The sequence below is a fragment of the Permianibacter fluminis genome (assembly GCF_013179735.1).
GTDB lineage: Bacteria > Pseudomonadota > Gammaproteobacteria > Enterobacterales > Permianibacteraceae > Permianibacter > Permianibacter fluminis.
The window spans coordinates 1,550,140-1,574,603 of the sequence record NZ_JABMEG010000001.1 but is presented as its reverse complement, the minus strand read 5'-3'; the positions used below and the strand labels follow the sequence as shown (position 1 = coordinate 1,574,603).

Sequence of the window (24,464 nt, the reverse complement as noted above, 5' to 3'; positions counted from 1 at the left end):
TGCAAGACTCAATGTGCAACACTCGACTTGTGACGATCAAAGTTCAACGTTCAACGTTCAACCGAAGTCTTGCTTCAGCGCGGCCAGTGTCGGTGCCGGAATCGGCATCGATGCCGGATAATGCGGATGGTCGCAGCCGACCAGCACCGGCCGGCCGTCACGGATGGCCGTGATTTCATCGGCGCTGAATTCAAAGCGCAGAAAATGCACGGATGAGGTCTTCTCGGCGGTTTCCCGCTCCAGATCTTCATCGGCGATGGCGTAGATCTTGGCGAACCCCTGAACCTGGACGTAGACCTTGTCCTCGACGCCAATCAAGCGCGCCAACTCCCGCTGCCGCTGCTCGACTTCCGGGTATTCAATCAGCAGTGTGGCTTTCCAGTTTTTACCTTCCGGCACCAGCGGGTTGTAGGCGTCCAGTTCATCCTGAATGCCGGCTTCTTCAAAGATTTTCTCCACCCGCAGCATCTCCTGAATCTGGTAACGGATGGTTTTTTCATCTTCGAACTGAAAGGTCAGGTGCTCACCCAGATGCACGGTGCGCAGGCGCCGGTGCGGAATCACCTCGGCGCGAAACTGCGGCCGAATCTTGGTGTAGCTTTCCAGTGACAGCAGACTCTCACGCGGGATCATGCTCGACTCCTCCGGAACTCTGGGTTCCGTTTGTCAGTGATACCAACGGCTGTGCTCACGACAGTCCATACGCAATACGCAGCAGACTGATCGGATGCTGCAACGCCGGTTTCGGTAATTGCTGCTCATCCATGCCCTGGGCAAGATGGTGGCCGGCCAGTGGGCAATCGGACGCCATGTAATCGGCCTCAGCAGTGGCCATGGCCTTGACCACCGGCTTGCCGATCTTCATTGCCGTTGCATGGTGCTCGGTTTTCACGCCATAAGTGCCGGCATGACCGGAGCAGCGTTCGATGACGGTCATTTTTGTGCCGGGCACCAGCTTGAACAGTTCTTCGGTTTTGCGGCCCATGTTCTGCACCCGGCCGTGACAGGGCACGTGGTAGGAGACGTTGCCGAGTTCGGTTTTGAAATCGGTTTGCAACAGCCGGTCCTTGTGCCGGGCCACCAGATACTCGAACGGGTCCCACATCGCGTCTTGCACCAGCTTGACCTCCGGATCATCCGGGAACAGCAGCGGCAACTCTTGCTTGAACATCAGCGTACAGGACGGCACCGGCGACATCAGCGCGTAGCCTTCGCGCGCCTTCTGCGCGAGCAGCGGAATATTGGCCTCCTTGGCCTTGCGCACCGCCGCCAGATCACCGAGTTCCAGTTTTGGCATGCCGCAGCAGCGGGCCTCGTTGACCAGCTGATAGGCGATGCCGTTGTGGCTCAGCACCTTCAGCAAATCGTGGCCAATTTGCGGCTCGTTGTTGTTGACATAGCAGGTGGCAAAAATCGCCACCTTGCCCGGTGTCCGTTCACCGTTCCTCGGTGTCAGATCAGGTTGACTGGGTGCGGCCGACTGGCTCAACGTGCGCGTCGCCAGTTTCGGCAGCCAGGCTTTGTGGTGAACTCCAAGTGCGCGCTGCATCAGCTTGCGCACCGGCTTCAGATCCGTGAAGGCATTGGCCGCCTGCACCACTATCGGGACGCCGGCGATCTGGCCTTGCAGATCGGTGCTGGCGAGCAGCTGCTCGCTTTTCTTGACCTCACCGTTGTTGAACTTGATCGCCTTGGCCCGCAGCATCAGATGCGGAAAATCCAGATTCCATGGATGCGGCGGCACATACGGGCATTTGGTCATGTAGCAGAGGTCGCAGAGATAACATTGATCAACGACCTTGATGAAATCTTTCTTGTCGACGCCATCGACCTCTAGTGTGCTGCTGTTGTCGACCAGATCAAATAGCGTCGGGAAGCTGTTGCACAGCGAGACGCAGCGGCGACAGCCATGGCAGATGTCGAAGACGCGTTCGAGTTCTTTGTCGCAATCGGCTGCGTCGTGGTATTTCGGGTCCTGCCAGTCAATCGCATGACGGGTTGGCGCTTCCAGATTGCCTTCACGGGTTGACATGCGAGCTCCTTGCCTATCAATCAGACGGTGAATGCAGCCGGCGGCGTCCCGGTCACAACCTCGATCACAAGCGCGACCTCAAACTCGATCGCGAACGATGCCGGCTGCCGACAGTCAATCTGCCAGCGCGTCGAGCGCTTTCTGGAACCGGTTGGCGTGCGAACGCTCGGCTTTCGCCAGCGTTTCGAACCAGTCGGCAATTTCCTCAAAGCCTTCGCTGCGGGCGGTTTTGGCCATGCCCGGATACATGTCGGTGTATTCATGGGTTTCGCCGGCCACCGCCGCTTTCAGATTTTGCCGCGAACTGCCGATCGGCAAACCGGTGGCGGGATCACCTACCGCCTCGAGAAATTCCAGATGACCGTGAGCGTGGCCGGTTTCGCCTTCGGCAGTGGAGCGGAACAATGCCGAGACATCATTCTGGCCTTCGATATCGGCTTTGTTGGCAAAGTAGAGATAACGGCGATTGGCTTGCGACTCACCGGCGAATGCGGCTTTCAGATTGTCTTCGGTTTTGGACCCTTTGAGATTGGCCATGATGACCTCCTGCTGCGGTTGAAGGTGATAACACCGGCCGCGCCAGCTTCATGCTGATCGCAACCAGACCCTACCCCTGCTGTCAGGATCTGCCCTGACAACGACAACACGTGATTCAGGAACGTCGACGACATGATTCTGCGCCACCACGGCGGCACAAAATTACGGCGCTCATACGACAGTGGCGGATGGCGTGCTGTTGCACCAGCCGACTGACCTCTCCGCCATGAATTGGCTTTGCATTCAAACGTGAACCTACAGGCCGACTGCAGCTATCGCCACATCAGTAAACGACAAACTGGCGAGCGACCAGCTGACGAACGACCAACCACCGGCCCAGCCGATTCCCGGCAGCGCAGACTGCCCGGTCTTGATTGAAGCGCTCCGGATAGCGTTTGGCCAATAGGTGCTGGCAGTCGTTCCGATAGGGGCCGCCTATCGGCTGCACCGGGCATCACGCTACAAAACGCTACGCGCTGTCATGGCACCGTCGTCCGGTTGTCACACCTGCCCCCTACCCTCGCCGCGGACCCGGCAGCAAATGCCGGTGGTATTTCGCATCGGAGGAGCATGGTTCATGCACGCACAGTTGAAGCAGGAACAACCGAATCAGGGACGGTTGGAGCAAACACAGTGTAGGCGGATTTTCGCCCATGACCGCTTGCACCATGGCGGCCGCATCGCATTGCTGCTTGCCGGCAGCATGGCGTTTGCAGGCAACGCCATGGCAGCCGTGGTGATCAGTCAGGTGTACGGCGGTGGTGGCAACAGCGGCGCCAACCTGCGTAACGATTTCATCGAACTGCACAACAACGGCAACGAAGCGGTCACGCTCGATGGCTGGACCGTGCAGTACGCTTCCAGCACTGGCAGCAGTTGGCAAAAGACCAATCTGGCGGGCGTCATCGCCGCCGGCCAGTACTTACTTGTTCAGCAGGCCAGCGGCGCCGGTGGCAGCGAAGCACTGCCCACACCGGATTTCATCGGCAATATCGCGATGTCGGCGTCGAGCGGCAAAGTGGCGCTGGTCAACAACAGCACAGCGCTGAACTGCGCCAATGGTTGCGACGTGGTCAGTGGCGTTATCGATCTGGTCGGCTTCGGCAGCGCCAGCAGCAGCGAAACCACGCCGGCACCGACGCTTGGCAACACGCTGGCAGCGCTGCGCAAAGACAACGGCTGCAGCGACAGCAACAACAACAGCAGCGATTTCCAGACTGGCGCGCCCAGCCCGCGCAACGGCGGCAGCAGCTTCTTGCTTTGCGGCACCGGTAATGGTGGCGGTGGTGGTGGAGGTGGTAATGGCAGTGATAACGACAAACGGATTCGCGAGATTCAGGGCAGCGCGCATTTGTCGCCACTTGTTGGTCAGCACGTGACCCGCGTGCCCGGCATTGTCACCGCCGTCCGCAGCAACGGCTTCTTTATGCAGGATGATGTGCCAGATGCGGATCCGGCAACATCTGAAGCTGTGTTCGTGTTCACCGGCACTGCGCCGACGGTGACCACAGGCGATCGCGTTGAAGTGGCGGGAACGGTGACGGAATTTCGTCCGGGCGGCAGCGGCGGCAGCACGAATCTGACCATCACCGAACTGAGCTCACCGACGGTCACCAAGCTGGCCAGCGCCCAGCCGTTACCGGCGGCGATCATGCTCGGTGCCGGCGGCCGGCAACCGCCGAGTGCGATCATTGCTGCCGGAATTGCCGGCAATGTCGAAGACCGCGCCAGCTTGATTCTGAGTCAGGGCATCGACTTCTATGAAAGCCTCGAAGGCATGCGGGTGCAGATCAATGGCGCCCTGGCCACCGGCCCTACCAGCAGCTTCGGCGAACTGCCGGTCATCGCCGACAACGGACTCGATGCCAGCCTGCGCACGGCGCGCAATGGTCTGGTCATTCGCGCCAACGACTTCAATCCGGAGCGGATCATTCTTGACGATGGTTTTGTCAGCTTGCCGCTGGCCAATGTCGGCGACAGTTTTGCCAGCGTCAGTGGCGTCATCGATTACAGCTTCGGCAATTACAAGCTGGCGGTAACGGCATTGTCGCCGCTGCAAAGCGCTGGCCTCACCGCTGAAGTGGCGCGCGCCGCGGCCATCGGTGAAACCACCATTGCCTCGTACAACGTCGAGAATCTGGCAGCCACCAATGATCCGGCCAAGTTCGCCCGGCTGGCCCAGCAAATCGTCGCGGCTTTGCGCGCACCGGACATCATCGCGGTGATGGAAGTGCAAGACAACAACGGTGCCAGCAATGACAGCGTGGTCAGCGCCGATCAGACCTATGCGACGCTGATTAATGCCATTGTCGCCGCCGGCGGTCCGCGCTATCAATTCCGCAGCATCAATCCCGCTGACGATCAGGATGGTGGTCAGCCCGGCGGCAACATTCGCCAGGGCTTTCTGTTCAATGCCACCAAAGTGCGCTTCGTCGATCGCCCCGGTGCTGACGCGCTGACCGCCAATGCTGTTGTCAGTGACAGCAGCGGCGCACATCTGCAATACAGCCCCGGCCGCATCGCGCCGACCGACAGCGCTTTTGACGACAGCCGCAAACCGCTGGCCGCCGAGTTTCTGATCAACGGCAATCGGGTCGTTGTCATTGCCAATCACTTCAACTCGAAAGGTGGCGATCAACCGCTGTTCGGCCGCTACCAGCTGCCGGCGCGCAACTCGGAAATCCAGCGCCACGCGCAGGCGACCTTGGTTGCGGCATTTGTTGCCGAGCTTCGCGCGGCCGACCCGACCGCCAAGGTTGTGGTACTGGGCGACATCAATGACTTCCAGTTCTCCGACACGATGGCAATTCTGAAATCGGCTGGCCTGCATGACTTGATCGAAACGCTGCCCGAAAGCGAACGGTACAGTTATGTGTTCGAGGGTAATGCACAAGCACTCGATCACATTCTGGTCAGCGACACGCTGCGACTGCAGAGCAATGAATACGACGTGGTGCATGTCAATGCCGAATTCGCCGACCAGGCCAGCGATCACGACCCGGAAGTGGCTTACCTGCAATTTCCCATCGCCGGCACCAACGTCAGCAGTCAATTCAGCTTGTACAAATCGGGGCTGAGCTACAACCGCTGCACCGATCTGTACACCGGCACCCTGACCTTGACCGCAAAAGCCAGCGTCAGTGGCCCGCTGATCGTCACACTGACCGGACTGCCCACCGGCGTCAGCTTGCACAACGCCGCTGGCGACGTTGCCGGTGTGCCCTTTTTGCGCCTCAACGATGTCAGCGCTGGCCAACAAATCAAGCTGACGCTGCAGATCCGCAATCCGAACCGGGTCAGCATTGGTTACAGTCCGGTGGTTTATCAGGGCAGTTTCTGATTCAGGCAGTTTTTGATTCCGTCATTTTGCGATGACTACTGGTCATCGTTGATTCCGTAGTGCCGCGCCAATGCAACTGCAACGCCCTGGCGCGGCTCGACGCAAAACCTCGTCACAGGACGATAGGGAGAAATACCGTGTACCCATTGGCAATCCGTCTGCTGCTGACGCTGACACTGGTACTGAGCAGTGCCGTCAGCCATGCCGACCTGTTTTACCGCATTGATATCGATACCCGCAGCGTGACCGGCAGCAGCGGCCTGATCGAGTTGTCGCTGGCAGGTCTCGAGGACTCGCCGCTGGCGGCCGCAGAACTGCAAAGCCTTTATGGTGGTGCTGGTGAGGTGCTGGATCAATTCGGCAACGTTGCCGGCGATCTGTCGAGCACACTGACGCTGGCCAGCGATATGGGCTTTGCCGACATACTGCAACAGCAACAGTTCGGCGACGTGCTGTCGTTGCAACTGCGGCTTGCTGGTGACTGGCTCGACACGCTGGCCGACGCCGGCCTGACCTTCGCCATCAAATTATGGAGCGCCGACTTTCAGCCGCTGCTGAATGTGGACGAAACCGGCGATCTGCTGCGTCTGCAACTGCAACCCGGCAACGGTGTGCAAGTGGAATTGCTCAGTGAATTCGTCATGGTGCGACCTATCGCGATCGCATCACCACCAATATTGTCGCTGGCTTTTATTGGTTTGGTCGCTTTATTGTGCTACCGAAGGACAGCAACCTAAAGGCCGCAACTGCAGCCAATAAACAGAGATACTACAAGCAAAACATAGCACAACCGACTCATATTAAGCGAAATAAAAAAGCGCCACCTCGTTTCGGTGGCGCTTTATTCCTAGCGAATAACCAGACGTTTAACTATTTAACACCGTCCAATTAAATCAGAACTTGTATCGCGCGGTAATCAAAACAGACCGTGGACTCTGATAGTTCACATCGTTCAGATAGTTTGGATTGACTTCCAACGCCCCCGCCACCTTCCGGTCATGGGTTTCATTGTATTCGGTCACATGCTGCCAATTGAATACGTTGAAGATATCAAGCTTCAGAGACAGCTTGTCATCTGCCCAATCCGGTGTGTATTTCACTCCTAAATCAAATCGATAGACCCATGGCGTCCGCCCCTCACTGCCACGATGGGTCAGCTCGGAATCGTAGATGTCATCGCCATTAGCGTCGACCAAGGGGTCCTTAACGCAATAGAAGCTTGAAGCGCCATAACCTTGCAAGCTGGAGTCATCCTCGCCGCTAAATCCCTCCGGGACGTAACCATTACAGCTGACCGGACGGCCAGATTGGGCAAGGAAATTGCCTGACAAACTCAATTGTGGTGTTAGCTCATAGGCACCAAATACTTTGACTGTATGGCGGCGGTCATTGGGCAAGTAGCCGTTACTACCATCGGTGAACAATGCATGATCAAAGTCTTGGGTCAAACCTGCGTCGTCCTGCTCAAGCGTCGAGTTTACATAGCCTTCCATGTTGCCTTCGCTCTTTGCCCAAGTATATGACCCCTGAAGGAACCAACCATCACCACCGGACCGCTCCCAGAACAACTCCACAGCTTTGTATGTACGCTCATAGTCCGGCAATCCAAGATAGCTATTGGAGACGGTCACTTCGGAAAAATTGCCGTCGTTCTCAAGATCCATGTTGATGGTGACATCTTGACCAGGGTTTATGATGACGCACTGAGCCATGGAAGCGGTGTCGAAATTGGTGTAGCCATGGTCAGTCGCCCAATCGGCAAAACCTTGATGGCTGCAATAGTCATCCATACCATTTTTGACTTCACGGTAAATGCCCCGTGCGCCGACGGTCCAGTTGTCCGCCATCTGCATTTGCAGTCCAATGATCAACTCATCCTGAAACATTGGCTCCAGGTCGGTCGATGCTACTGTCGATGGATCCGGCGCCGTTAATGGTAAGGAGCCATTTTCGGTCATCGGCGCAATTGGAGTACCAGCACTCGGCTGGCCATTCGCCGGGTCAATAACGCCGTCATAGGTGAAAAACTGCTCGTTTGAATATTCAGCACCTGACGCACGAATATTTGAGTTTGAAGCCACTGGAATGTAATAGCGACCAAGAGTAGTAAATACCTTCAAGCTACCGTCGCCATTTACATCCCACGAAGCACCCAGTCGAGGAGCGATTAAATTGCTGGCGTCAACAAATGAGACCCCGTCACCATTTTTATTGTCAAACGACTCGCTGCGCAAGCCGGCATACAGCAGCACATCATTTATTTGCCAGCTGTCTTCCAAGTAAAGCGCAGAGTTTTCTACCTCATAAGTGCCGGATGAGGTTTGCCGCGTACGTAAACGGTAATACTCGGTTCCTGTTGGCAACGTTACGCCCCGAACCACCCGCCCACCGGCTTCGGTTACAGTAAACAATCGATAGTAGCCGCCACCTTCATATGCTTGTCCGGCAGCTCCGGATGTGAATTTCTCTTCGTCTATACCGAAACGAATCTGATGCTCGCCAAGCTGCCACTCCAAGTCCAGACGCTTTGCTACGCGCTCGTCAGTATCCTTCCCAAAACTTTCATCACGGGCCAATGCAAAGTTATCCTCATCCCAGCACCCGAGATAGATGACTGAATTTCGATCGGCACGGCTGTCGTAAATGGTCGGACAACTGGAGACGCTTCCGGAGTCGGTGTAAATCGTTTTATTAAATTCGAAGTTATCCGTGTGCTTGAGCTTGCCATAACTCGCTGACAGGGTAAGGTCACTTGTTAGATAGCCTGTGTACTTGGCGACCCAGAGATTGCCCCCGTCACGAATGGTCGATGACTTTTCCAAATTGCCATGGTGACCTGTATAAAACTCGATCGGCACACCTGCTCCGTCGGTTGGATTTCGATAGAATCGGCGATCGGTTTCTTGCTCGTTATCGATCGCGGTCAACTCCAACAAATGGTCGTCGGTGATATTCCAGTCTAGCTTTAACAAGTAATTGGGTGACCTGTTCGATGTGCTCGTGCTGGTGTCATTGCCATACGAATCGACTGATTCATCTCGCCCCTCTACCAAGGCGAACACGAAAAGACGATCAGAAACGATCGGGCCGCCACCGTAAATATTGTATGACAAATCATCTACTTTATTGTCTTCACGGTAGACGAAGTATTTGCTCGATTCATCTTGATCTGGGTCGCGAGACCTAACATTTGAGCTGTGCTCACGCAGGCTTTCTGGCTCCCATACAACGCTAGCACCGCCTTGCCATTCGTTCGTTCCTCGCTTGGTCACGAGACTAACGACACCACCCAGTGAACGTCCATACTCTGCACCATAACCCCCGGTCTTTATTTGCTGTTCAGCAATTGCGTCAAACGGGAGCGTGGCATAGGAGACGAAATTTCGAATGTTAGTTACATCGAAACCATTGATGTAATAGCCATTTTCAGCAACTGATGCACCACCGAATGATGCCAAGTTGCCGAACCCAGTGTCGCCTTTGGTGGTGCCAGGCGCAAGCAAGGCGACATCGGTAATGTCGCGCTCAACAGTGAGACGCTCCAACTGCTGTGATGAAAAGACAGTATTTGACTCAACAGATGAAGTGTCGATAGGTGAAATTCGCGAGCCGGAAACGGTCAGAACATTTTCATCCGCCCCGAAGTTGACTGAGGTGCCAGTGCCCGTACTAACAACAACTTCGTGAGTTTCGTCTCCTGAAGTGATTTTATACCGTCCAGACTGCAGCTGCGGAAAGCTATAGCGGCCGTCGGCATCCGCTTCGATTTCTCGTTTTAGTCCCGAATCGAGACTTTGAATCGCAACCTTTCCTCCAGCCCGCGTATGACCAAAGATTGAACCAGCGGCGATGTCTGCGATTGCAACCCCGGCAGTGCCTGTCAAAACTGCAGACACAGCTATCGCCAAGACGCGTTTGCGCCATAGTGTACTTTTCATCAAATTGTCCCCTAGCAATAAAATCCGAACACCTCGGTTTGCACTTCTGTCGTCTCCGCTATCCGACCTATTGTTTGGCGGTATATTGGGACGAGTTACAAGCTAATTTGTACCAGCATAGACTGTCAACGAATTAGAATGTGTAGGGCTAGATGTGGTGTCGCCATCGGAGTGGTCATTCCAGTAGTGCTTTGCGCTCCGATGTCAGCCAACCCAAGACCAATGAAACCAAACCAAATCAAAGGCCTGCCATCTATTGGATATCCGCAATGCCAGTTAGAAGTCCATCAAGAACCGAGGCGTTCGCCTTCTGGCTGAAACTCGGCTTCATCAGCTTTGGCGGCCCAGCCGGGCAGATTGCCGTGATGCATCAGGAGTTGGTCGAACGCAAACGCTGGTTGTCGGAGCGGCGGTTTTTGCACGGCTTGAATTACTGCATGATGTTGCCGGGGCCGGAAGCGCAGCAGCACGCGACGTATATCGGTTGGCTGATGCATGGCACCTGGGGCGGTATCGTTGCCGGTGGTTTGTTTGTCTTGCCATCGCTGCTGATTCTGATTGCGCTGTCCTGGCTGTATGTCAGCTTTGGTGATGTCAGCTGGGTGGCCGGTATTTTCTACGGCATCAAACCGGCGGTAACGGCAATTGTTGTCCACGCCTGCCACCGCATCGGATCGCGGGCGCTGAAAAATGGCTGGCAGCTGGCGATTGCCGCCGCGGCATTTGTGGCGTTGTTTGCCTTGCACGCGCCGTTTCCGCTGGTGGTGGTAGGGGCCGGTATCATCGGCGCTCTCGGTGGCCGCTACGCGCCGGAGAAATTCCAGCCGGCCGGCAAACATGAAAGTCACCAGCAATACGGACCGGCGCTGCTCGATGACGATACGCCCATTCCGGCGCACGCCCAGTTTCGCTGGATCCGACTGGCGCGCACGCTGATTGTCTGTGCGCTGTTGTGGGCCTTGCCGATGCTGATGTTGACGGCGCTGTTCGGTTGGCAGGGTGCGCTGACGCAAATGGCCTGTTTTTTTACCAAGGCCGCCTTGCTGACCTTTGGTGGTGCCTATGCGGTGCTACCGTATGTGTATCAGGGTGCGGTCGAACAGTTTCGCTGGTTGACCGCGCCACAAATGATTGATGGTCTGGCGCTCGGTGAAACCACGCCGGGACCGCTGATCATGGTGGTGGCGTTTGTCGGTTTTCTCGGAGGCGCCAACAGCGAACTGTTCGCCGGCCAGCAACCGCTGCTCGCCGGCGCCATCGCCGCAGCCGTGGTGACCTGGTTTACCTTTCTGCCGTCCTTTCTGTTTATTTTTGCTGGCGCACCGTTTATTGAAACGACCCGCGATCAATTGCATTTTACTGCACCGCTGACGGCGATCACCGCCGCCGTGGTAGGCGTGATCCTGAATCTGGCGCTGTTCTTTGCCTATCACGTCTGGTGGCCACAGGGTTTTGCCGGCGCCGTTGACTGGCCATCGGTGGCGATTACCGGTCTGGCCGTGCTGGCGTTGTTCCGGTTCAAGCTCGGGGTGATTGCGTTGATTTTCAGCAGCGCCCTGCTGGGTTTGTTGCTGACTGCGCTACGGACATTGACCTGAAAGAAACGAGCCCGCGATGGATCATCGCGGGCTCGTTTGAACGACGGGAAAAAACATGGTGCGAAAAAGCGGATCTGATCAGTTTGCTACTAACCGCACCCGCAACACTTAACTCTGCACCGCCGGTGCGATCGGTTTGGCGCGGGTCGGCAGTTTCAGAATGCCGGCGGCCAACGCAACTCCCAACAAGATCACCAGACAGCCGAGGATCATGTTGCTGGTGACCGATTCCGACAGGAACAGCGTGCCCCACAGCATGCCGAACACCGGCAGCAAATACGTCACCGCGACGGCTTTCAGCGGCCCGACATGGGCAATCAAACGGAAGAACAGAATGTAAGCGATGCCGGTGCAGGCGATGCCGAGCGCCAGCACGCTGAACCAGCTTTTCGCCGACGGCATGCTGTCCGGCCAATACAGCGCAGCCAGCGGCAACAACAGAATCGTCGCGGCAATCTGGCTACCGGTAGCAATGGCCAGCGGACTGACGCCAGTCAGGAAGCGCTTGGTGTAATTGGCCGAGATGCCATACGACAGCGAGGCCACCAGCGCGGCGACCACGGCCCAGCCACTGCCATTGTCCTTGAACGAAATCTTGCCCCAGACCAAAACCAGCACACCGAGAAAGCCGACGATCAACCCGACAATGCGCGGCAATGACAGTTTGTCGGCCAGCCAGAAGTAGGCAACCAAAGCACCAAACAGCGGCACACTGGCATTGAGCACAGCGGTGAAGCCGGCCGTCAGCGACAGCGTGGCAAACGCGAACAGCGAAAACGGAATCGCCGAGTTGATGGCGCCAACGAGAGCAAAATGTCCCGTTTTGCCGCGCAAGCTGGCCAAGCCGCCCTGCCAACTCAGGATGGCCAGCAAAAACACCATCGCAATGCCAACCCGAATGAAAATCAACGGCACCGGACCAAATTCAGGCGCGGCAACGCGCATGAACAGGAACGACGAACCCCATATCGCTGCCAGCACCAGCAGCTCGATCAAATCACGTGGTTTCATGATGAATCCTTTGTCTCAACATAACAGCAGCGAATCAGGCGGCGTTTGCTGCCGACCGTGAGTCTGCGGTGGTCGGCGTTCAGATGCCGCCGAAAATTGAACAAGTCGTTTGACCAGAAATAAGCGTCATCAACGTGGAAATCCTCCTCTGGTCAGCGGCGCGCACGGCGGGGGCCGCAAGATGACTCGCTGCAGGCGGCCGATGCCCCCTGCCCGTCTTGAGTCACGAATCACGAATTACGAATTACGAATGGCCTTGCACAAACCAGCCATCAGCAATGGCATTGGTCGTTGGCCAGCACTTCATCCCAGTACGGGTTGTCGCCATAGGCTTCGAGAAAGAAATCGACCGCCGCTTTGACTTTGGCCGGCAGATGTTTGCGATGCGGGTACAGGGCGTAAATGCCTTCCGATTTATGGGTCCAGTCGTCGAACAGGCATTTCAACCGACCACTGGCCAAATCGTCGGCGACGCAGAAGCTCGGCATCCGGGCGATGCCCTGACCGGCCAGTGCCGCTTCGCGCATGCCCATCAGGAAATTGCTGCGGAACGGGCCCGAGACATAGACCGATTCGCTGCGGCCGTGACCAACAAACTCCCACATGCCGTCGAACTGGCAGAACGTCATCAGACACGGGTGCCGGGCCAGATCGGCCGGTGTTTGCGGCGCGCCATTGCGGGCGATGTAATCGGGGCTGGCAACGATGACATTGCGCGACGTAGTCAGCCGACGGGCAATCAAACTGGAGTCGGCCGGCTCGCCCACTTCGATCGCCAGATCGAATGCACCGGCGACCATGTCGAGGGCGCCGTCGATGAACACCAGATCCACTTCCACTTCCGGATAGCGGTGCTGGAAATTCGGCAACACCTTGGTGACCTGGGCGAGACCAAACGACAGCGGCACCGCCAGCCGCAGCGTGCCGCGCGGCGCCGACTGCAGCTGACCCAGATGCTGCTCGGCCTCTTCGGCTTGGGTGACCACCTGCCGGCAATAGGCATGGAAGGCGATGCCGGCTTCGGTCGGCGTCAGCTTGCGGGTGGTCCGGTTCAGCAGCCGGACCCCGAGGTGGGTTTCCAGCCGGGCCACCGCCTTGCTGACCGCGGCCTTGGACAAGTCCAGATCGCGGGCGGCAGTGGAAAAGCCGGAGGCATCCACCACCTTGGCGAAAACGGCCATGTCGGCCAGACGGTCGGTCAGTGCCATGTTGGGGTACTCCCTCGTATGGATTAGCCCGCTTGCTCAGCCGGTTCGCCCGGCAGGGGCCGCAGCGTTGGCGGTATCGATGGGGCGCACTCTACGCCGACCGGGACGCCGAATCAGCACCTAATTGGAAACAGTGCTGTGATTTATCACCGGATTGTGCCGCAAACGCAGCAGGTAGAGACTTTGCAGCGTCCCCTGACCGGCCACTGTTGACCGGCCACGACCTGACCAACAGGAGTGTTGCCATGAAACTGTTCAATCCGCCCCCCACCACCCTGCCAGCCACTCCGGCCAGCCGTCCGACGGAACCGGACCGCTTCCGGCAGGCGCTGGCTCAGCAAAGCATCGGCATGCTGGCCGCCGGCGGCTATTTCAGCCCGGCTCTGGCGAAGCAACTGCTCACTGCCGGGCAAACCGACGGCGCCACTGCACCGGCGCCGCGACGGGCCGCACCGATGCTGGTCGGCCGCCAGGCCGGCGCAAATAGCTGCCCGAGCAATGTCTGCTGCGCCTGAGGCGAATCGGCTGGTTTTGCATAGGGCATTGCACTGTGTTGCCAACACCGATTGGCTTGCCGTGACGATTGCCCGAACCGCGATGAACCGAAATAAATTTGATTAAGGCTCAGCCGTGACGGCTGAGCCTTGCTTTTTTCAATCATGCCTCGTTCTCCCAATCATTCCTCACGCCGTTTCCCGCATCATCCCCCACATCATTGCTCCACATCCGAACAGCAACACCTGCTCCGAGCGGCAATCACCGGTCCGAACCACAGCCGCTATTCATCAACACCCGAGCCGTCGAATGTCGGCCTGTCACCGCCTTTTTACCGTCCTGTTGCCGCAGAAATGCCCGGCTGACTGGTACTCGCGCAGCTCATCGACTATCCCTAAGTCTGTACTCGCGTCCTGCTCAGACGGTGCCGGCTTTGGCTTCCCCCTCCTCACAACGGCTCGATTTCAAAACCCAGCAACTGCTGATCACGCTGGTCGCCTTGCTGTTTGGCATCGTTTGCTCGGTGTTGATCAGCAGCAGCATCATCCGCAATCGCGAAAGCGCGCTGACCTCCGACTTGCAAATTCTGGCCGGTCGCATCGATGGCGAAACCATCAACGGTCGCATTTTCGGCGCCATCGAAACGCTGGCGCGCACCAATCTGCCGATCAAAGCCAGCGCGCTCGGCAACAACGGTCTTGATGCGCCAGAAACCCTGCAGGCACTGCGCGAGCTGTCGGAGCTGGTCAACAGCGACAATGCCTTTGTGATGGATCGCACGGGCCTCATCACGGCGTTTTATCTGCGCAGTGGCGAATACGGCGCCGGCCGCAATTTTGGCCAGCGGCCGTATTTTCAATTGGCCATGCAGGGCAAAACCAATCTGTATCCGGCCATCAGCGCGTTGACCCAGGATCGCGGCATTTTTGTCGCCGCACCCATTCGCGAGCAAAATCAGATCGTTGGAGTGCTGGTCGGCAAAATCGACTTCACCGGCATCGACAACTTGCTGCAATCGCAGCGGCTGCCGCTGGCGCTGCTGTCGCCGGAAAACGTGGTGTTTGCCAGCAATCAACCGGACTGGAAGTATGCCGTGCTCGGTGACACCGCTGCGGTCGAGCGAGTGAAGGCCGATGCCCGTTACAGCCATTACTACGACAGCACGACGGCGCTGCAGCTGCTGCCGGAAGGCAAGCGCGCAGCGCGCGTCAACAACCAGCACTATCAGCTGCTCGGCACCTCACTGCAGTGGCGCGACAATGCCGGCGACTGGCGACTGGTCGCGTTTGCCGAACCGAATCTGGGCTGGAGTCTGAGCCACCGTCTGCTGAGTGGCGTGTTGCCGCTGCTGTTGATCGCGCTGGCCGGTTCCTGGTGGCTGAGCCGGCAAATCCAGCTCGGCATACGCCAACGTTACGAAGATCGGCTGCGCACCTTGTCGCGCGCCGTTGAACAAAGCCCGCAAGCGATGTTTGTCACCGACAGTGACGGCAAGCTGCTCTACGTCAATCCGCAATTCCGACAAATGTTGGGCTATACCGCCGAGCAATTGCCGGGCATTGCCATCGCCGACTTTCTGCGCAGCCCGAAATTGGCCGACAAAATGCTGCTGGTCGCCGCCAAGCGCGAGCCCTGGCGCGGTGAACTGGAGCTGCAGCACTGTTCCGGCAAACGGTTCTGGGCCGAACTGTCGCTGGCGACGCTGCACGATGACGCGGGCGAGGTGCACCAGACCATCGGCCTGTTCAATGACATCAGCACCCGCAAAGCGATGGAAGCCGAGCTGCGCCATTACATCGATGCTGCTGACGCCAACCGGCGCCGGCTGGCCGAAATGACCGACGCGCTGCCGGTCGCAGTATTCCAGTATGTCAACGGCAGCAACGGCGTGCAGTTTCGTTTTGTCAGCCGGCAAAGCGAGCAGGTGCTCGGCGTCGCCATGCACGATCTGCTGGTCGAGCCGGACAGCATCTGGCCGGTCATCGATGGCGACGATGTTGCAACGCTGGAAGCGATGTTCAACAGCAGCGAGACCAGCGCCGAATGCGAATTCCGTGTACACCGGCGCGGCGAGGTTCGCTGGATACGCATGCTGGCCAAGGCCAACAGCAAAACCGACGAACAGGTGTGGAACGGCTATTGGCTCGACATCACCGAAGAACGCCAGCGAGATCAAGCGCTGGCCGATCAACTGGCGTTCCAACAGGCATTGATCAACACCATCCCGAATCCGATTTTCGTCAAAGACAGCGACAGTCGCTTTGTCCTGTTCAATCTGGCGTATGAGCAAGCTTTTGGTGTCGAACGTCAACACCTGATCGGCAAGCGAGTGCTGGATCTGGACTTTCTGCCCGAAGCCGACCGGCAGGCCTTTCAGGCTGAAGATGAACGGGTGATCCGGGAGACGCGGACCATCAATCGCGAGCTGAGCCTGAGCTTCGCCGATGGCAAAAATCATCACACGCTGTACTGGGTCAGCGGCTTTCGCAAAGCCGACGGCAGCCCCGGCGGTCTGGTCGGGGTCATTGTCGATATCTCGGCGCAGAAACACGCCGAGCAAGCGGCGCAGGCTGTGCGCCAGCAACTGGTCGACATGACCAACGCACTGCCGCTGACCGTGTTCCAGTTCCGCGCCAGCGCCGACGGCGAGGTCGGCTACACCTTCATTGCCGACAGCATCGAGCAAGTGCTCGGCGTCAGCGCAGAAAGTGTGCATCGGGATCGGGCTGAACGCTGGCGTCATGTCGTTCCGGACGATCGCGCCGAGCTGGAGCAACTGGTCGAGAAAGCCATCCGCACCGGCGGCAACACCGAATTGCATTTCCGGGTCCGCATTCATGATCAGCTGCACTGGATCCACAGCAAGTCGGTCGGCCGTCGACTACCCGATGGCAGTACCGTCTGGAACGGTTTCTGGATGGATGAAACGCTGGCCCATCAGCAAGGCGAAGCGCTGCAGCACGCCAAGGACATCGCCGAAGAGGCAACCAATGCCAAATCGCTGTTCCTCGCCAACATGAGCCATGAAATCCGCACGCCGATGAACGCCATCATCGGCCTGTCGCATCTGCTGCTGAAAACCGCGCTGCAAAAACGCCAGCGCGAATACGTCGGGAAAATCCAGAGCTCGGGCCAGTTGCTGCTTGGCGTCATCAATGATGTGCTGGATTTTTCCAAGATCGAATCCGGCAAGTTCGAAATCGAGCAGGTCGAGTTCGAGCTGGAGCGGGTGCTGGATACGGTCGCCAACCTGATCGCCGAGAAAGCTGCCGGCAAAGGCCTGGAGTTTATTTTCGATGTCGACCCACGGTTGCCGCACACGCTGATCGGCGATCCGTTACGGCTCGGCCAGATTTTGATCAACTACACCAGCAACGCGGTCAAATTTACCGAGCGCGGCGACGTCACCATCATCATCCGGCTGCAGCGCGAAGATGCCAACCAACTGCTGCTGTACTGCGCGGTGCGCGACAGCGGCATTGGTCTCGACGCGGAGCAGAAAGCCAAGCTGTTTCAATCGTTCCAGCAAGCCGACAGTTCAACCACCCGCAAATACGGCGGCACCGGTCTGGGCCTTGCGATTTCGCGCAAACTGGCCGAGCTGATGGGCGGCGAAGTCGGCGTCGACAGCGAGCCCGGTCGCGGCAGCACGTTCTGGTTCACCGCCTCGGTCGGCAAAGGTAAACAGGAAGCACCGGTGCTGGTACCGCAACCGGATCTGCGCGGCTTGCGCGCACTGGTGGTGGATGATCACAGCACTGCCCGGCATGTTCTGACCGAGCTGTTGAAGAGCATGACCTTTCGCAGTGACGAAGCCGAGAGCGGTCAGGACGCGCTGCAACGCATTCAGGCCGCCGATGCCACCGGCGCGCCGTTTGATCTGGTGTTTCTCGACTGGAAAATGCCCGGCATGGATGGCATCACCACGGCGCGCCGGCTGCGCCATCTGCCACTGAGCAAACCACCGGCCGTGGTCATGGTGACCTCGTATGGCCGCGAAGAAGTATTCCGCGACGCCGCCCATGCCGGCATTGCCGATGTGCTGGTCAAGCCGGTGCATGCATCGCTGCTGTTCGATACCACCATGCGCGCGCTGGCACCAGAGCGGTCGATCAGCATGACCGTCACCGACAGCGACGACAGTGCCGAGCCGCGTGCTCATGACGGCGTCAGCAATGCGCAACTGGCGCGACTGGCCGGACGCCGCGTGCTGTTGGTGGAAGACAACGAACTGAATCAGGATGTCGCCTGCGGCTTGCTGGCTGAAGTGGCCATGCAGGTTGATATTGCCGCTGATGGCGAGCAGGCCTTGGCGGCGCTGGCCAAGCAAACCTACGATCTTGTGCTTATGGACATGCAGATGCCGGTCATGGATGGCATTACCGCCACCCAGGCGCTGCGTCGGCAGCCGCAATTTGCCACGCTGCCGGTGATTGCGATGACCGCCAATGCGCTGGCCAGTGATCGCGAACGCTGCCTCGCGGCTGGCATGAATGATCACGTCGCCAAGCCGATTGATCCCGATGAACTGTTTCGCGCCATGCTGCGCTGGTTGCCGGATGCCGGCACTACCAACGACACCGGTGTCAGTGCACCAGCAAACGGTGGCAACACAAACAACAAAACCGGCAAAACCATCGCGATCAGTTTGCCGGTAGTCGCCGGCCTGAACACCCGGCAAGGCCTGCGCCGCACCTTGAACAAGCCGCAGAGCTATTTGCGTTTGCTGGAAAAATTTGTCGAACGGCAAGCCGACAGCGCCGACCGACTTGCCGAGACGCTGAGCCAACGCGATTACCGCACCGCCGAGCGACTCGCGCACACCGACAAGGCGCTTGCCGGCAACATCGGCGCCGAAGCGCTGGCGGCGCTGGCAGCCGAACTGGAACAGATGGCCAGAGAACAGGTACCGGCGGCCATCTGGCAGCCGGTACTGCAACACTACGGCAGCGCACTGCAAGCCCTGCTGGAACCGCTGCGTCAACAATTGCAGCCTGCAACGGCCCGTGACGCTGCCAACGCAACGGCGAGTGTTGGAGCCGCAAGCGATGGCGAAAGGGGCGTTGAACCGCCGGCAGCGCCGCCGGATCGCCACGCCGTCACCGAGCTGCAGCATCAGCTGGCCGGTGGCGACAGCGAGGCAACCGACAGTTTTACCCATCTGCGCGCCAGCCTGCAGGGCTGGCTGGGCGATGACGCAACCCGCGCGATCGATCGGGCCATTCAGGACTATGATTTCGACAGCGCAGCGGCGACCTTGGCCACCGCGCTGGCCAAGCGGCCACTCTGAGCGCGTTCACGCGCAGCCGGCAAAGCCAATCGCCATATCAATACCAGTATCAATACCAGTACGAGCACGAACCCGAACATCAAAGCCGGATCAGGGAATCCGTACGGAGCGTGTCGATGACCACCATCACCGAGCAGGGAAAACCGATCAGCGGCAACCGGCCGGTGATCCTGATCGTCGACGACACACCTGACAATCTGACCTTGATGAGCGGTTTGCTGCGCGAACATTACCGGGTCAAAGTGGCCAACAGCGGTGCCAAGGCGCTGCAGCTGGTTTCAGATCAGGTGCCGGATCTGATTCTGCTCGACATCATGATGCCGGATCTTGATGGCTACGCTGTGCTGCGGCAATTGAAAGCCGCTGCCAGCAGCCGGCAGGTGCCGGTCATTTTCCTGACCGCGAAATCGGAAATTGAAGATGAGCGGCTCGGCCTCGAACTCGGCGCAGTCGATTACATCACCAAACCGATCAGCCCACCGATTGTGCTGGCGCGCGTGCACACCCATCTGCAATTGAAAGCGGCCGCTGATTTTCTGCGCGACAAGAATGCCTATCTGGAAGCGGAAGTCGCGCGCCGCACCCGCGACGTGCAAGCGCTGCAGGATGTCACCATTCTGGCAATGGCCTCGCTGGCCGAAACCCGCGACAACGAGACCGGTCATCACATTCGCCGGACCCAGCATTACGTCCGGGTGCTGGCCCGGCATCTGCAGAAACAGGAGAAGTACGCCAGCATGCTCAGCGATGAAGTTATCGCGATGCTGTTCAAGTCGGCGCCGCTGCATGACATCGGCAAGGTCGGCATACCGGACCGCATCCTGCTGAAGCCGGCCAAACTGACCGACGAAGAATTCGCCATCATGAAAACCCATACCACGCTCGGCTGTCTCGCCATTGAACATGCCGAGCAAGAGCTCGGCATGTCGGTCGAGTTTCTGCGCTATGCCAAGGAAATTGCCCAGTCGCATCAGGAAAAATGGGATGGCAGTGGCTACCCAGACAGTCTGGCCGGCGACGCCATTCCGCTGTCGGCGCGGCTGATGGCACTGGCCGATGTTTACGACGCGCTGATTTCGGTGCGCGTATACAAACCGGCGATGCCACACGAGCAGGCCCGGCAGATCATCATTGCCGGACGTGGCAGCCATTTTGATCCGGACGTGGTCGACGCCTTTGTCGCTGAGGAAGCACAGTTCCGGCAAATTGCGGCACAATGGGCCGATGACCTGGCCGCCTGAGCGCGTTTGCGCTAATCATGATCTGCGTTATCTATGCCCATCCGTATCCGGCCCGCTCGCGCACCGGTCGCGCCCTGCTCGATGCCGTGGGCGATTTGCCCAGCGTGCACATCCGCTCGCTGTACCAGCTCTATCCGGATTTTGATATCGATGTCGACACCGAGCAGCAAGCGCTGGTGCAGGCGCAGCTGATCGTTTGGATGCATCCTTTGTATTGGTACAGCACGCCGGCGTTGCTGACACTGTGGTTTGAAAAAGTGTTGGCCCGCGACTGGGCCTACGGTGACGATGGCAACGCCCTGCGCGGCAAGGATGTGCTGTGGGTCACCACCACCGGCGCGCCGGCCGAGTCGTATCAGCGCGAAGCTGAGCACGGTCATCCCTTCGCCACGTTTGTGCCGCCGTTATCACAAACCGCGCGCTTCTGTGGTATGCGCTGGCATCCACCGATCGTCGTGCATCAGGGGCATCGCTGCGCCGAACACACTCTGCAGCAACAAGCCCAGCAATTCCGCGCACGCTTGCAAAGCTATCCGCACTGGCCGGAGCCTGACCATGCTGGTTGAAGTGCTGATCTATCTGAGTGTGGCGGTCATTTGCGTTGGCCTTGCCAGTTGGAGCCGGCTCGGCGCCGTGCTCGGCTATCTGGTGGCCGGCATCGTGGTCGGGCCTTGGGGTTTTGCCTGGATCCAGGACAGCACACATGTGCTGCACATTTCCGAACTCGGCATTGTGCTGATGCTGTTTTTGATCGGCCTTGAGCTGGACCCGAAACGGCTCTGGCAAATGCGCGGACAAGTGTTTCTCGGCGGCAGCGGCCAGTTGTTGCTGTGCGCACTGGCCTTGACGGCCGCGGTCTGGCCGCTGCTGCCGGATTGGCGCAGCGCCTTGATCGCCGGTTGCGCACTGGCGTTGTCATCAACCGCAGTGGCGATGCAGGCGATGACGGAACGCAATCTGCTGACGACACCGATGGGCCGCAGCGGCTTCGCGATTCTGCTGTTTCAGGACATTGCAGCGATTCCGCTGCTGGCGCTCGTTGCAGCGTTGGCACCGACCACCAGTGCGCCGGTCAGTTCGGCATGGCTCGCCACTGGCAAAGCGATTGCCGCGATACTCATCGTCATTGTGCTGGGCAGTTTTCTGATTCGGCCGTTGCTGCGACTGGTGGCGCGCACGCATTTGCGCGAACTGTTCACCGCCACCGCGCTGCTGCTGGTGCTGGGCGTTGCCGCGCTGATGGCAGCGGCCGGCTTGTCGATGGCGCTCGGGGCGTTTCTCGCCGGGGTGCTGCTGGCAAGTTCGGAATACCGACACGCGCTGGAAACCGATCTGGAGCCGTTCAAAGGTCTGTTGCTCGGTTTGTTTTTTGTCGCGGTCGGCATGACCATGGATTTTGCCTTGCTGTTGTCACGGCCGATCATCGTCGCCGGTTTGCTGCTCGGCCTGCTGTTCATCAAATTTTTGTTGCTGTGGTGGCTGGCAAAACGGCTGGACATCACCGCCGCGCATCGGCCGTGGTTTGCCGTGCTGCTCAGTCAGGGCAGCGAGTTTGCCTTTGTCATCTTCACGCTGGCCCAGCAACAGCAGGTGTTGAGCAGCAACTGGGCCGGGGCACTCAGTCTCACCGTTGCGCTGTCGATGGCGAGTACACCGCTGCTACTGATGGCCGTTGCCCGTTGGCAGCGCGCGCGGCCATCACAACGCGCCGCGGATACCATCGAGCCGCCGGCGGATGCCACGGTGATCATCGCCGGCTTTGGCCGCTTTGGTCAGGTTATCGGTCGGCTGTTGTTTGCCAGTGGCATCAAGGCGGTGGTGCTCGATCACGATCCGGATCAGATTCAGTTTTTGCGCAAATTCGGTTTCACCGTGCATTACGGTGATGCGACCCGGCTCGATCTGCTGCAGGCCGCCGGCGCCGACCGGGCCCGGCTGCTGATCAATGCCATCGATGACGTCAACGACAATCTCGCGCTGGTTGACAAGGTGCGGGCACATTTTCCGCAGCTGGCCATTCTGGCGCGCGCCCGCAACGTCAGCCACTACTACGAATTGCGTCAGCGCGGCGTCGAAGTGCTGGAGCGGGAAACGTTTGAGTCGGCGCTGCGGCTCGGTCGGCGCGCGCTGGAACAATTGGGCCACGACGCCCATCACGCCCGCGAACTGGCGGACCGTTTCCGTCGGCACAATCTGCAAACACTGACCGCACTGCAACGCCACCTGACCGACGAAGCCAGCCGGCTCAGTCTGGCAAAAGCCGCGCGCACGGAACTGGAAGCGCAATTTGAACGCGACCGCCAGCAGCTGGTCAGAGCGCATGGCGAGATCTGGACAGCGGCCGTTTCCCGCGCGCCCGAATCCGAATCCGGTAAGGCAGAATCCGTCGTGCGCCCTACGGCAACGGAATAACGTGAACGGCGGGCACCCGGCCCGCCGGTCAGCGAAACCACGCTGCCGCTGCTACAGTGGTGGAAGTTCATCGCAAAGGAGTCTGCAGATGAAACCGGTTCATCTCTTGTTGGTGGTCACCAGTGCCAGTCGCATGAGCACGGGTAAAGCCACCGGTCTGTGGCTGGAAGAATTTGCCGTGCCGTATCTGCAGTTCCGCCAGTCAGCGGTGCGGCTGACAGTGGCGAGCCCGGCTGGCGGCGCGGCGCCGATCGATCCCGCCAGCGCAGCCGAGCTGGATGCCCACCCGGAGTGGCAACCGGCTGTCGCCGCGTTGGCGCACACCGACGTACTCAGCAACGTGCATGCCAGTCAGTTCGATGCCGTGTTCATTCCCGGTGGCCATGGCTGCATGTTTGATCTGGCGACCAGCAGCGCCATGAGCCGATTGCTGCGGGAATTTTTTCAGCAGAAAAAAATGATTGCAGCGGTTTGTCACGGCCCGGCTGCGCTGGTCAATGCCCGCGATGACAACGAGCTGCCGCTGGTGCATGGCAAACGCTTGACTGCCTTCACCAATGCCGAAGAGCGCGCCGTCGCGCTCGATACCTCAATGCCCTTCCTGCTGGAATCGCAACTGCGCGAATGCGGTGCCCGTTTTGTTGCCGCGGAAAATTTTCAGGCCCATGTCGTGCGCGATGGCTGGCTCATCACCGGTCAGAATCCCGCCTCCAGCGCCGTCACCGCCACCTTGCTGCTGCAGGCGCTGGCAGTGCACTGAAGCGGCCAGCGGGCCGCCTCATGTCATCCACTGCGGCCCGCACGCAGCCATCAGATCTGCGGCAATTCCGCCGCATCCGTCAATGGCTCGCCCTCGGCCCGGAAGTGCATCGCGATCGAATTCAAGCAATAGCGCCAGCCCGTTTCCTTCGGCCCATCCGGAAAAACATGACCGAGATGACTGTCGCAGCGCTGGCAACGGATTTCAATGCGGATCATGCCGTGGCTGGTGTCGCGAATATAGCGAATATGGTGCGGATCAAACGGGGCAAAAAAACTGGGCCAGCCGGTGCCGGAATCAAATTTTGCCTGCGACGAGAACAGCGGCAAACCGCACAGCCGACAGCAATAACTGCCGGCCTGCTTGTTATCGAGCAGGGTGCCGCAAAACGGCCGCTCGGTGCCATGATCCAACAACACCCGACGCTCATCCGCACTGAGTGCGGCCGCCAGCTGGTTACGCTGTTCGCCGCTTAGCCCTTGTAACTGGTAGCCACTGGCGGAGCGGACGGGCGCCGGGCCATCGGGCAAGGCGATGGGTTTCATCGGGATGTCTCCTGTCGAGTTCAATTGTCTGTTGGCCAACACGCAGCACGATCAAGT

16 protein-coding genes are annotated in these 24,464 nt (G+C 58.9%); 9 read left to right on the top strand and 7 right to left on the bottom strand.

What is annotated here, in order from left to right; translation table 11 throughout:
• Window positions 1-57 precede the first annotated feature (57 nt).
• The 3 genes from HPT27_RS06795 to HPT27_RS06785 form a co-directional block, all read right to left on the bottom strand.
• A complete protein-coding gene (locus HPT27_RS06795) occupies window positions 58-633 on the bottom strand; it encodes a DUF3501 family protein (protein WP_172240803.1) in 576 nt (191 codons plus the stop codon).
• A 55-nt stretch (window positions 634-688) separates the two neighbouring features.
• Window positions 689-2,032, bottom strand: coding sequence for a heterodisulfide reductase-related iron-sulfur binding cluster (locus HPT27_RS06790; RefSeq protein WP_172240800.1), 1,344 nt, complete (start codon window positions 2,030-2,032; stop codon window positions 689-691).
• A gap of 114 nt (window positions 2,033-2,146) precedes the next feature.
• Window positions 2,147-2,569: a rubrerythrin family protein gene (locus HPT27_RS06785; protein ID WP_172240797.1), complete on the bottom strand. Its 423-nt coding sequence runs from the start codon at window positions 2,567-2,569 to the stop codon at window positions 2,147-2,149.
• Between the two features lie 577 nt (window positions 2,570-3,146).
• Here HPT27_RS06785 and HPT27_RS06780 point away from each other — a divergent pair.
• Window positions 3,147-5,909 carry a lamin tail domain-containing protein gene (locus HPT27_RS06780; protein WP_211197873.1) on the top strand — a complete coding sequence of 921 codons (2,763 nt, stop codon included), beginning with the start codon at window positions 3,147-3,149 and terminating at the stop codon, window positions 5,907-5,909.
• Between the two features lie 137 nt (window positions 5,910-6,046).
• Window positions 6,047-6,646: an NF038129 family PEP-CTERM protein gene (locus tag HPT27_RS06775; protein ID WP_172240794.1), complete on the top strand. Its 600-nt coding sequence runs from the start codon at window positions 6,047-6,049 to the stop codon at window positions 6,644-6,646.
• 156 nt (window positions 6,647-6,802) lie between these two features.
• Here HPT27_RS06775 and HPT27_RS06770 read toward each other — a convergent pair whose 3' ends face one another.
• A complete protein-coding gene (locus HPT27_RS06770; RefSeq protein WP_172240791.1) occupies window positions 6,803-9,847 on the bottom strand; it encodes a TonB-dependent receptor in 3,045 nt (1,014 codons plus the stop codon).
• A 269-nt stretch (window positions 9,848-10,116) separates the two neighbouring features.
• Here HPT27_RS06770 and chrA point away from each other — a divergent pair, with 269 nt between their 5' ends.
• Window positions 10,117-11,445 carry a chromate efflux transporter gene (gene chrA, locus HPT27_RS06765; protein WP_172240788.1) on the top strand — a complete coding sequence of 443 codons (1,329 nt, stop codon included), beginning with the start codon at window positions 10,117-10,119 and terminating at the stop codon, window positions 11,443-11,445.
• Between the two features lie 108 nt (window positions 11,446-11,553).
• Here chrA and HPT27_RS06760 read toward each other — a convergent pair whose 3' ends face one another.
• Together HPT27_RS06760 and HPT27_RS06755 are read right to left on the bottom strand one after the other, a co-directional pair.
• Window positions 11,554-12,456: a DMT family transporter gene (locus HPT27_RS06760; protein WP_172240785.1), complete on the bottom strand. Its 903-nt coding sequence runs from the start codon at window positions 12,454-12,456 to the stop codon at window positions 11,554-11,556.
• A 272-nt stretch (window positions 12,457-12,728) separates the two neighbouring features.
• A complete protein-coding gene (locus HPT27_RS06755; protein ID WP_172240782.1) occupies window positions 12,729-13,664 on the bottom strand; it encodes a LysR family transcriptional regulator in 936 nt (311 codons plus the stop codon).
• 245 nt (window positions 13,665-13,909) lie between these two features.
• On the opposite strand from HPT27_RS06755, the gene HPT27_RS06750 reads away from it, so the two are divergent.
• The 6 genes from HPT27_RS06750 (at window position 13,910) to HPT27_RS06725 (ending at window position 23,862) form a co-directional block, all read left to right on the top strand.
• Complete coding sequence (locus tag HPT27_RS06750) at window positions 13,910-14,179, top strand: hypothetical protein (RefSeq protein WP_172240778.1); 270 nt, start codon at window positions 13,910-13,912, stop codon at window positions 14,177-14,179.
• Window positions 14,180-14,592: 413 nt separating this feature from the next.
• Entirely contained in the window at window positions 14,593-19,449 is a 4,857-nt protein-coding gene (locus HPT27_RS06745) for a response regulator (protein WP_172240775.1), read from the top strand.
• Window positions 19,450-19,565: 116 nt separating this feature from the next.
• A complete protein-coding gene (locus tag HPT27_RS06740) occupies window positions 19,566-20,690 on the top strand; it encodes a response regulator (protein WP_172240772.1) in 1,125 nt (374 codons plus the stop codon).
• Between the two features lie 17 nt (window positions 20,691-20,707).
• The gene (gene kefF, locus HPT27_RS06735; RefSeq protein ID WP_172240769.1) at window positions 20,708-21,256 is read left to right on the top strand and encodes a glutathione-regulated potassium-efflux system oxidoreductase KefF; all 549 of its coding nucleotides are present in this window, start codon (window positions 20,708-20,710) and stop codon (window positions 21,254-21,256) included.
• Window positions 21,246-23,102: a glutathione-regulated potassium-efflux system protein KefC gene (gene kefC / locus HPT27_RS06730; protein ID WP_172240766.1), complete on the top strand. Its 1,857-nt coding sequence runs from the start codon at window positions 21,246-21,248 to the stop codon at window positions 23,100-23,102. Before kefF ends, kefC begins: the two co-directional genes overlap by 11 nt.
• An 88-nt stretch (window positions 23,103-23,190) precedes the next feature.
• Complete coding sequence (locus HPT27_RS06725) at window positions 23,191-23,862, top strand: type 1 glutamine amidotransferase domain-containing protein (RefSeq protein ID WP_172240763.1); 672 nt, start codon at window positions 23,191-23,193, stop codon at window positions 23,860-23,862.
• Window positions 23,863-23,912: 50 nt separating this feature from the next.
• Here the strand turns inward: HPT27_RS06725 and msrB are convergent, their stop codons facing one another.
• The gene (gene msrB, locus HPT27_RS06720; RefSeq protein WP_172240760.1) at window positions 23,913-24,407 is read right to left on the bottom strand and encodes a peptide-methionine (R)-S-oxide reductase MsrB; all 495 of its coding nucleotides are present in this window, start codon (window positions 24,405-24,407) and stop codon (window positions 23,913-23,915) included.
• Between the last annotated feature and the right edge of the window lie 57 nt (window positions 24,408-24,464).

Coding starts and splice junctions, on each gene's coding strand:
- HPT27_RS06795 (WP_172240803.1), bottom strand. CDS start 633: ATGATCCCGCGTGAGAGTCTGCTGTCACTGGAAAGCTACACCAAGATT.
- HPT27_RS06790 (WP_172240800.1), bottom strand. CDS start 2,032: ATGTCAACCCGTGAAGGCAATCTGGAAGCGCCAACCCGTCATGCGATT.
- HPT27_RS06785 (WP_172240797.1), bottom strand. CDS start 2,569: ATGGCCAATCTCAAAGGGTCCAAAACCGAAGACAATCTGAAAGCCGCA.
- HPT27_RS06780 (WP_211197873.1), top strand. CDS start 3,147: ATGCACGCACAGTTGAAGCAGGAACAACCGAATCAGGGACGGTTGGAG.
- HPT27_RS06770 (WP_172240791.1), bottom strand. CDS start 9,847: ATGAAAAGTACACTATGGCGCAAACGCGTCTTGGCGATAGCTGTGTCT.
- chrA (WP_172240788.1), top strand. CDS start 10,117: ATGCCAGTTAGAAGTCCATCAAGAACCGAGGCGTTCGCCTTCTGGCTG.
- HPT27_RS06760 (WP_172240785.1), bottom strand. CDS start 12,456: ATGAAACCACGTGATTTGATCGAGCTGCTGGTGCTGGCAGCGATATGG.
- HPT27_RS06755 (WP_172240782.1), bottom strand. CDS start 13,664: ATGGCACTGACCGACCGTCTGGCCGACATGGCCGTTTTCGCCAAGGTG.
- HPT27_RS06750 (WP_172240778.1), top strand. CDS start 13,910: ATGAAACTGTTCAATCCGCCCCCCACCACCCTGCCAGCCACTCCGGCC.
- HPT27_RS06740 (WP_172240772.1), top strand. CDS start 19,566: ATGACCACCATCACCGAGCAGGGAAAACCGATCAGCGGCAACCGGCCG.
- kefF (WP_172240769.1), top strand. CDS start 20,708: ATGATCTGCGTTATCTATGCCCATCCGTATCCGGCCCGCTCGCGCACC.
- kefC (WP_172240766.1), top strand. CDS start 21,246: ATGCTGGTTGAAGTGCTGATCTATCTGAGTGTGGCGGTCATTTGCGTT.
- HPT27_RS06725 (WP_172240763.1), top strand. CDS start 23,191: ATGAAACCGGTTCATCTCTTGTTGGTGGTCACCAGTGCCAGTCGCATG.
- msrB (WP_172240760.1), bottom strand. CDS start 24,407: ATGAAACCCATCGCCTTGCCCGATGGCCCGGCGCCCGTCCGCTCCGCC.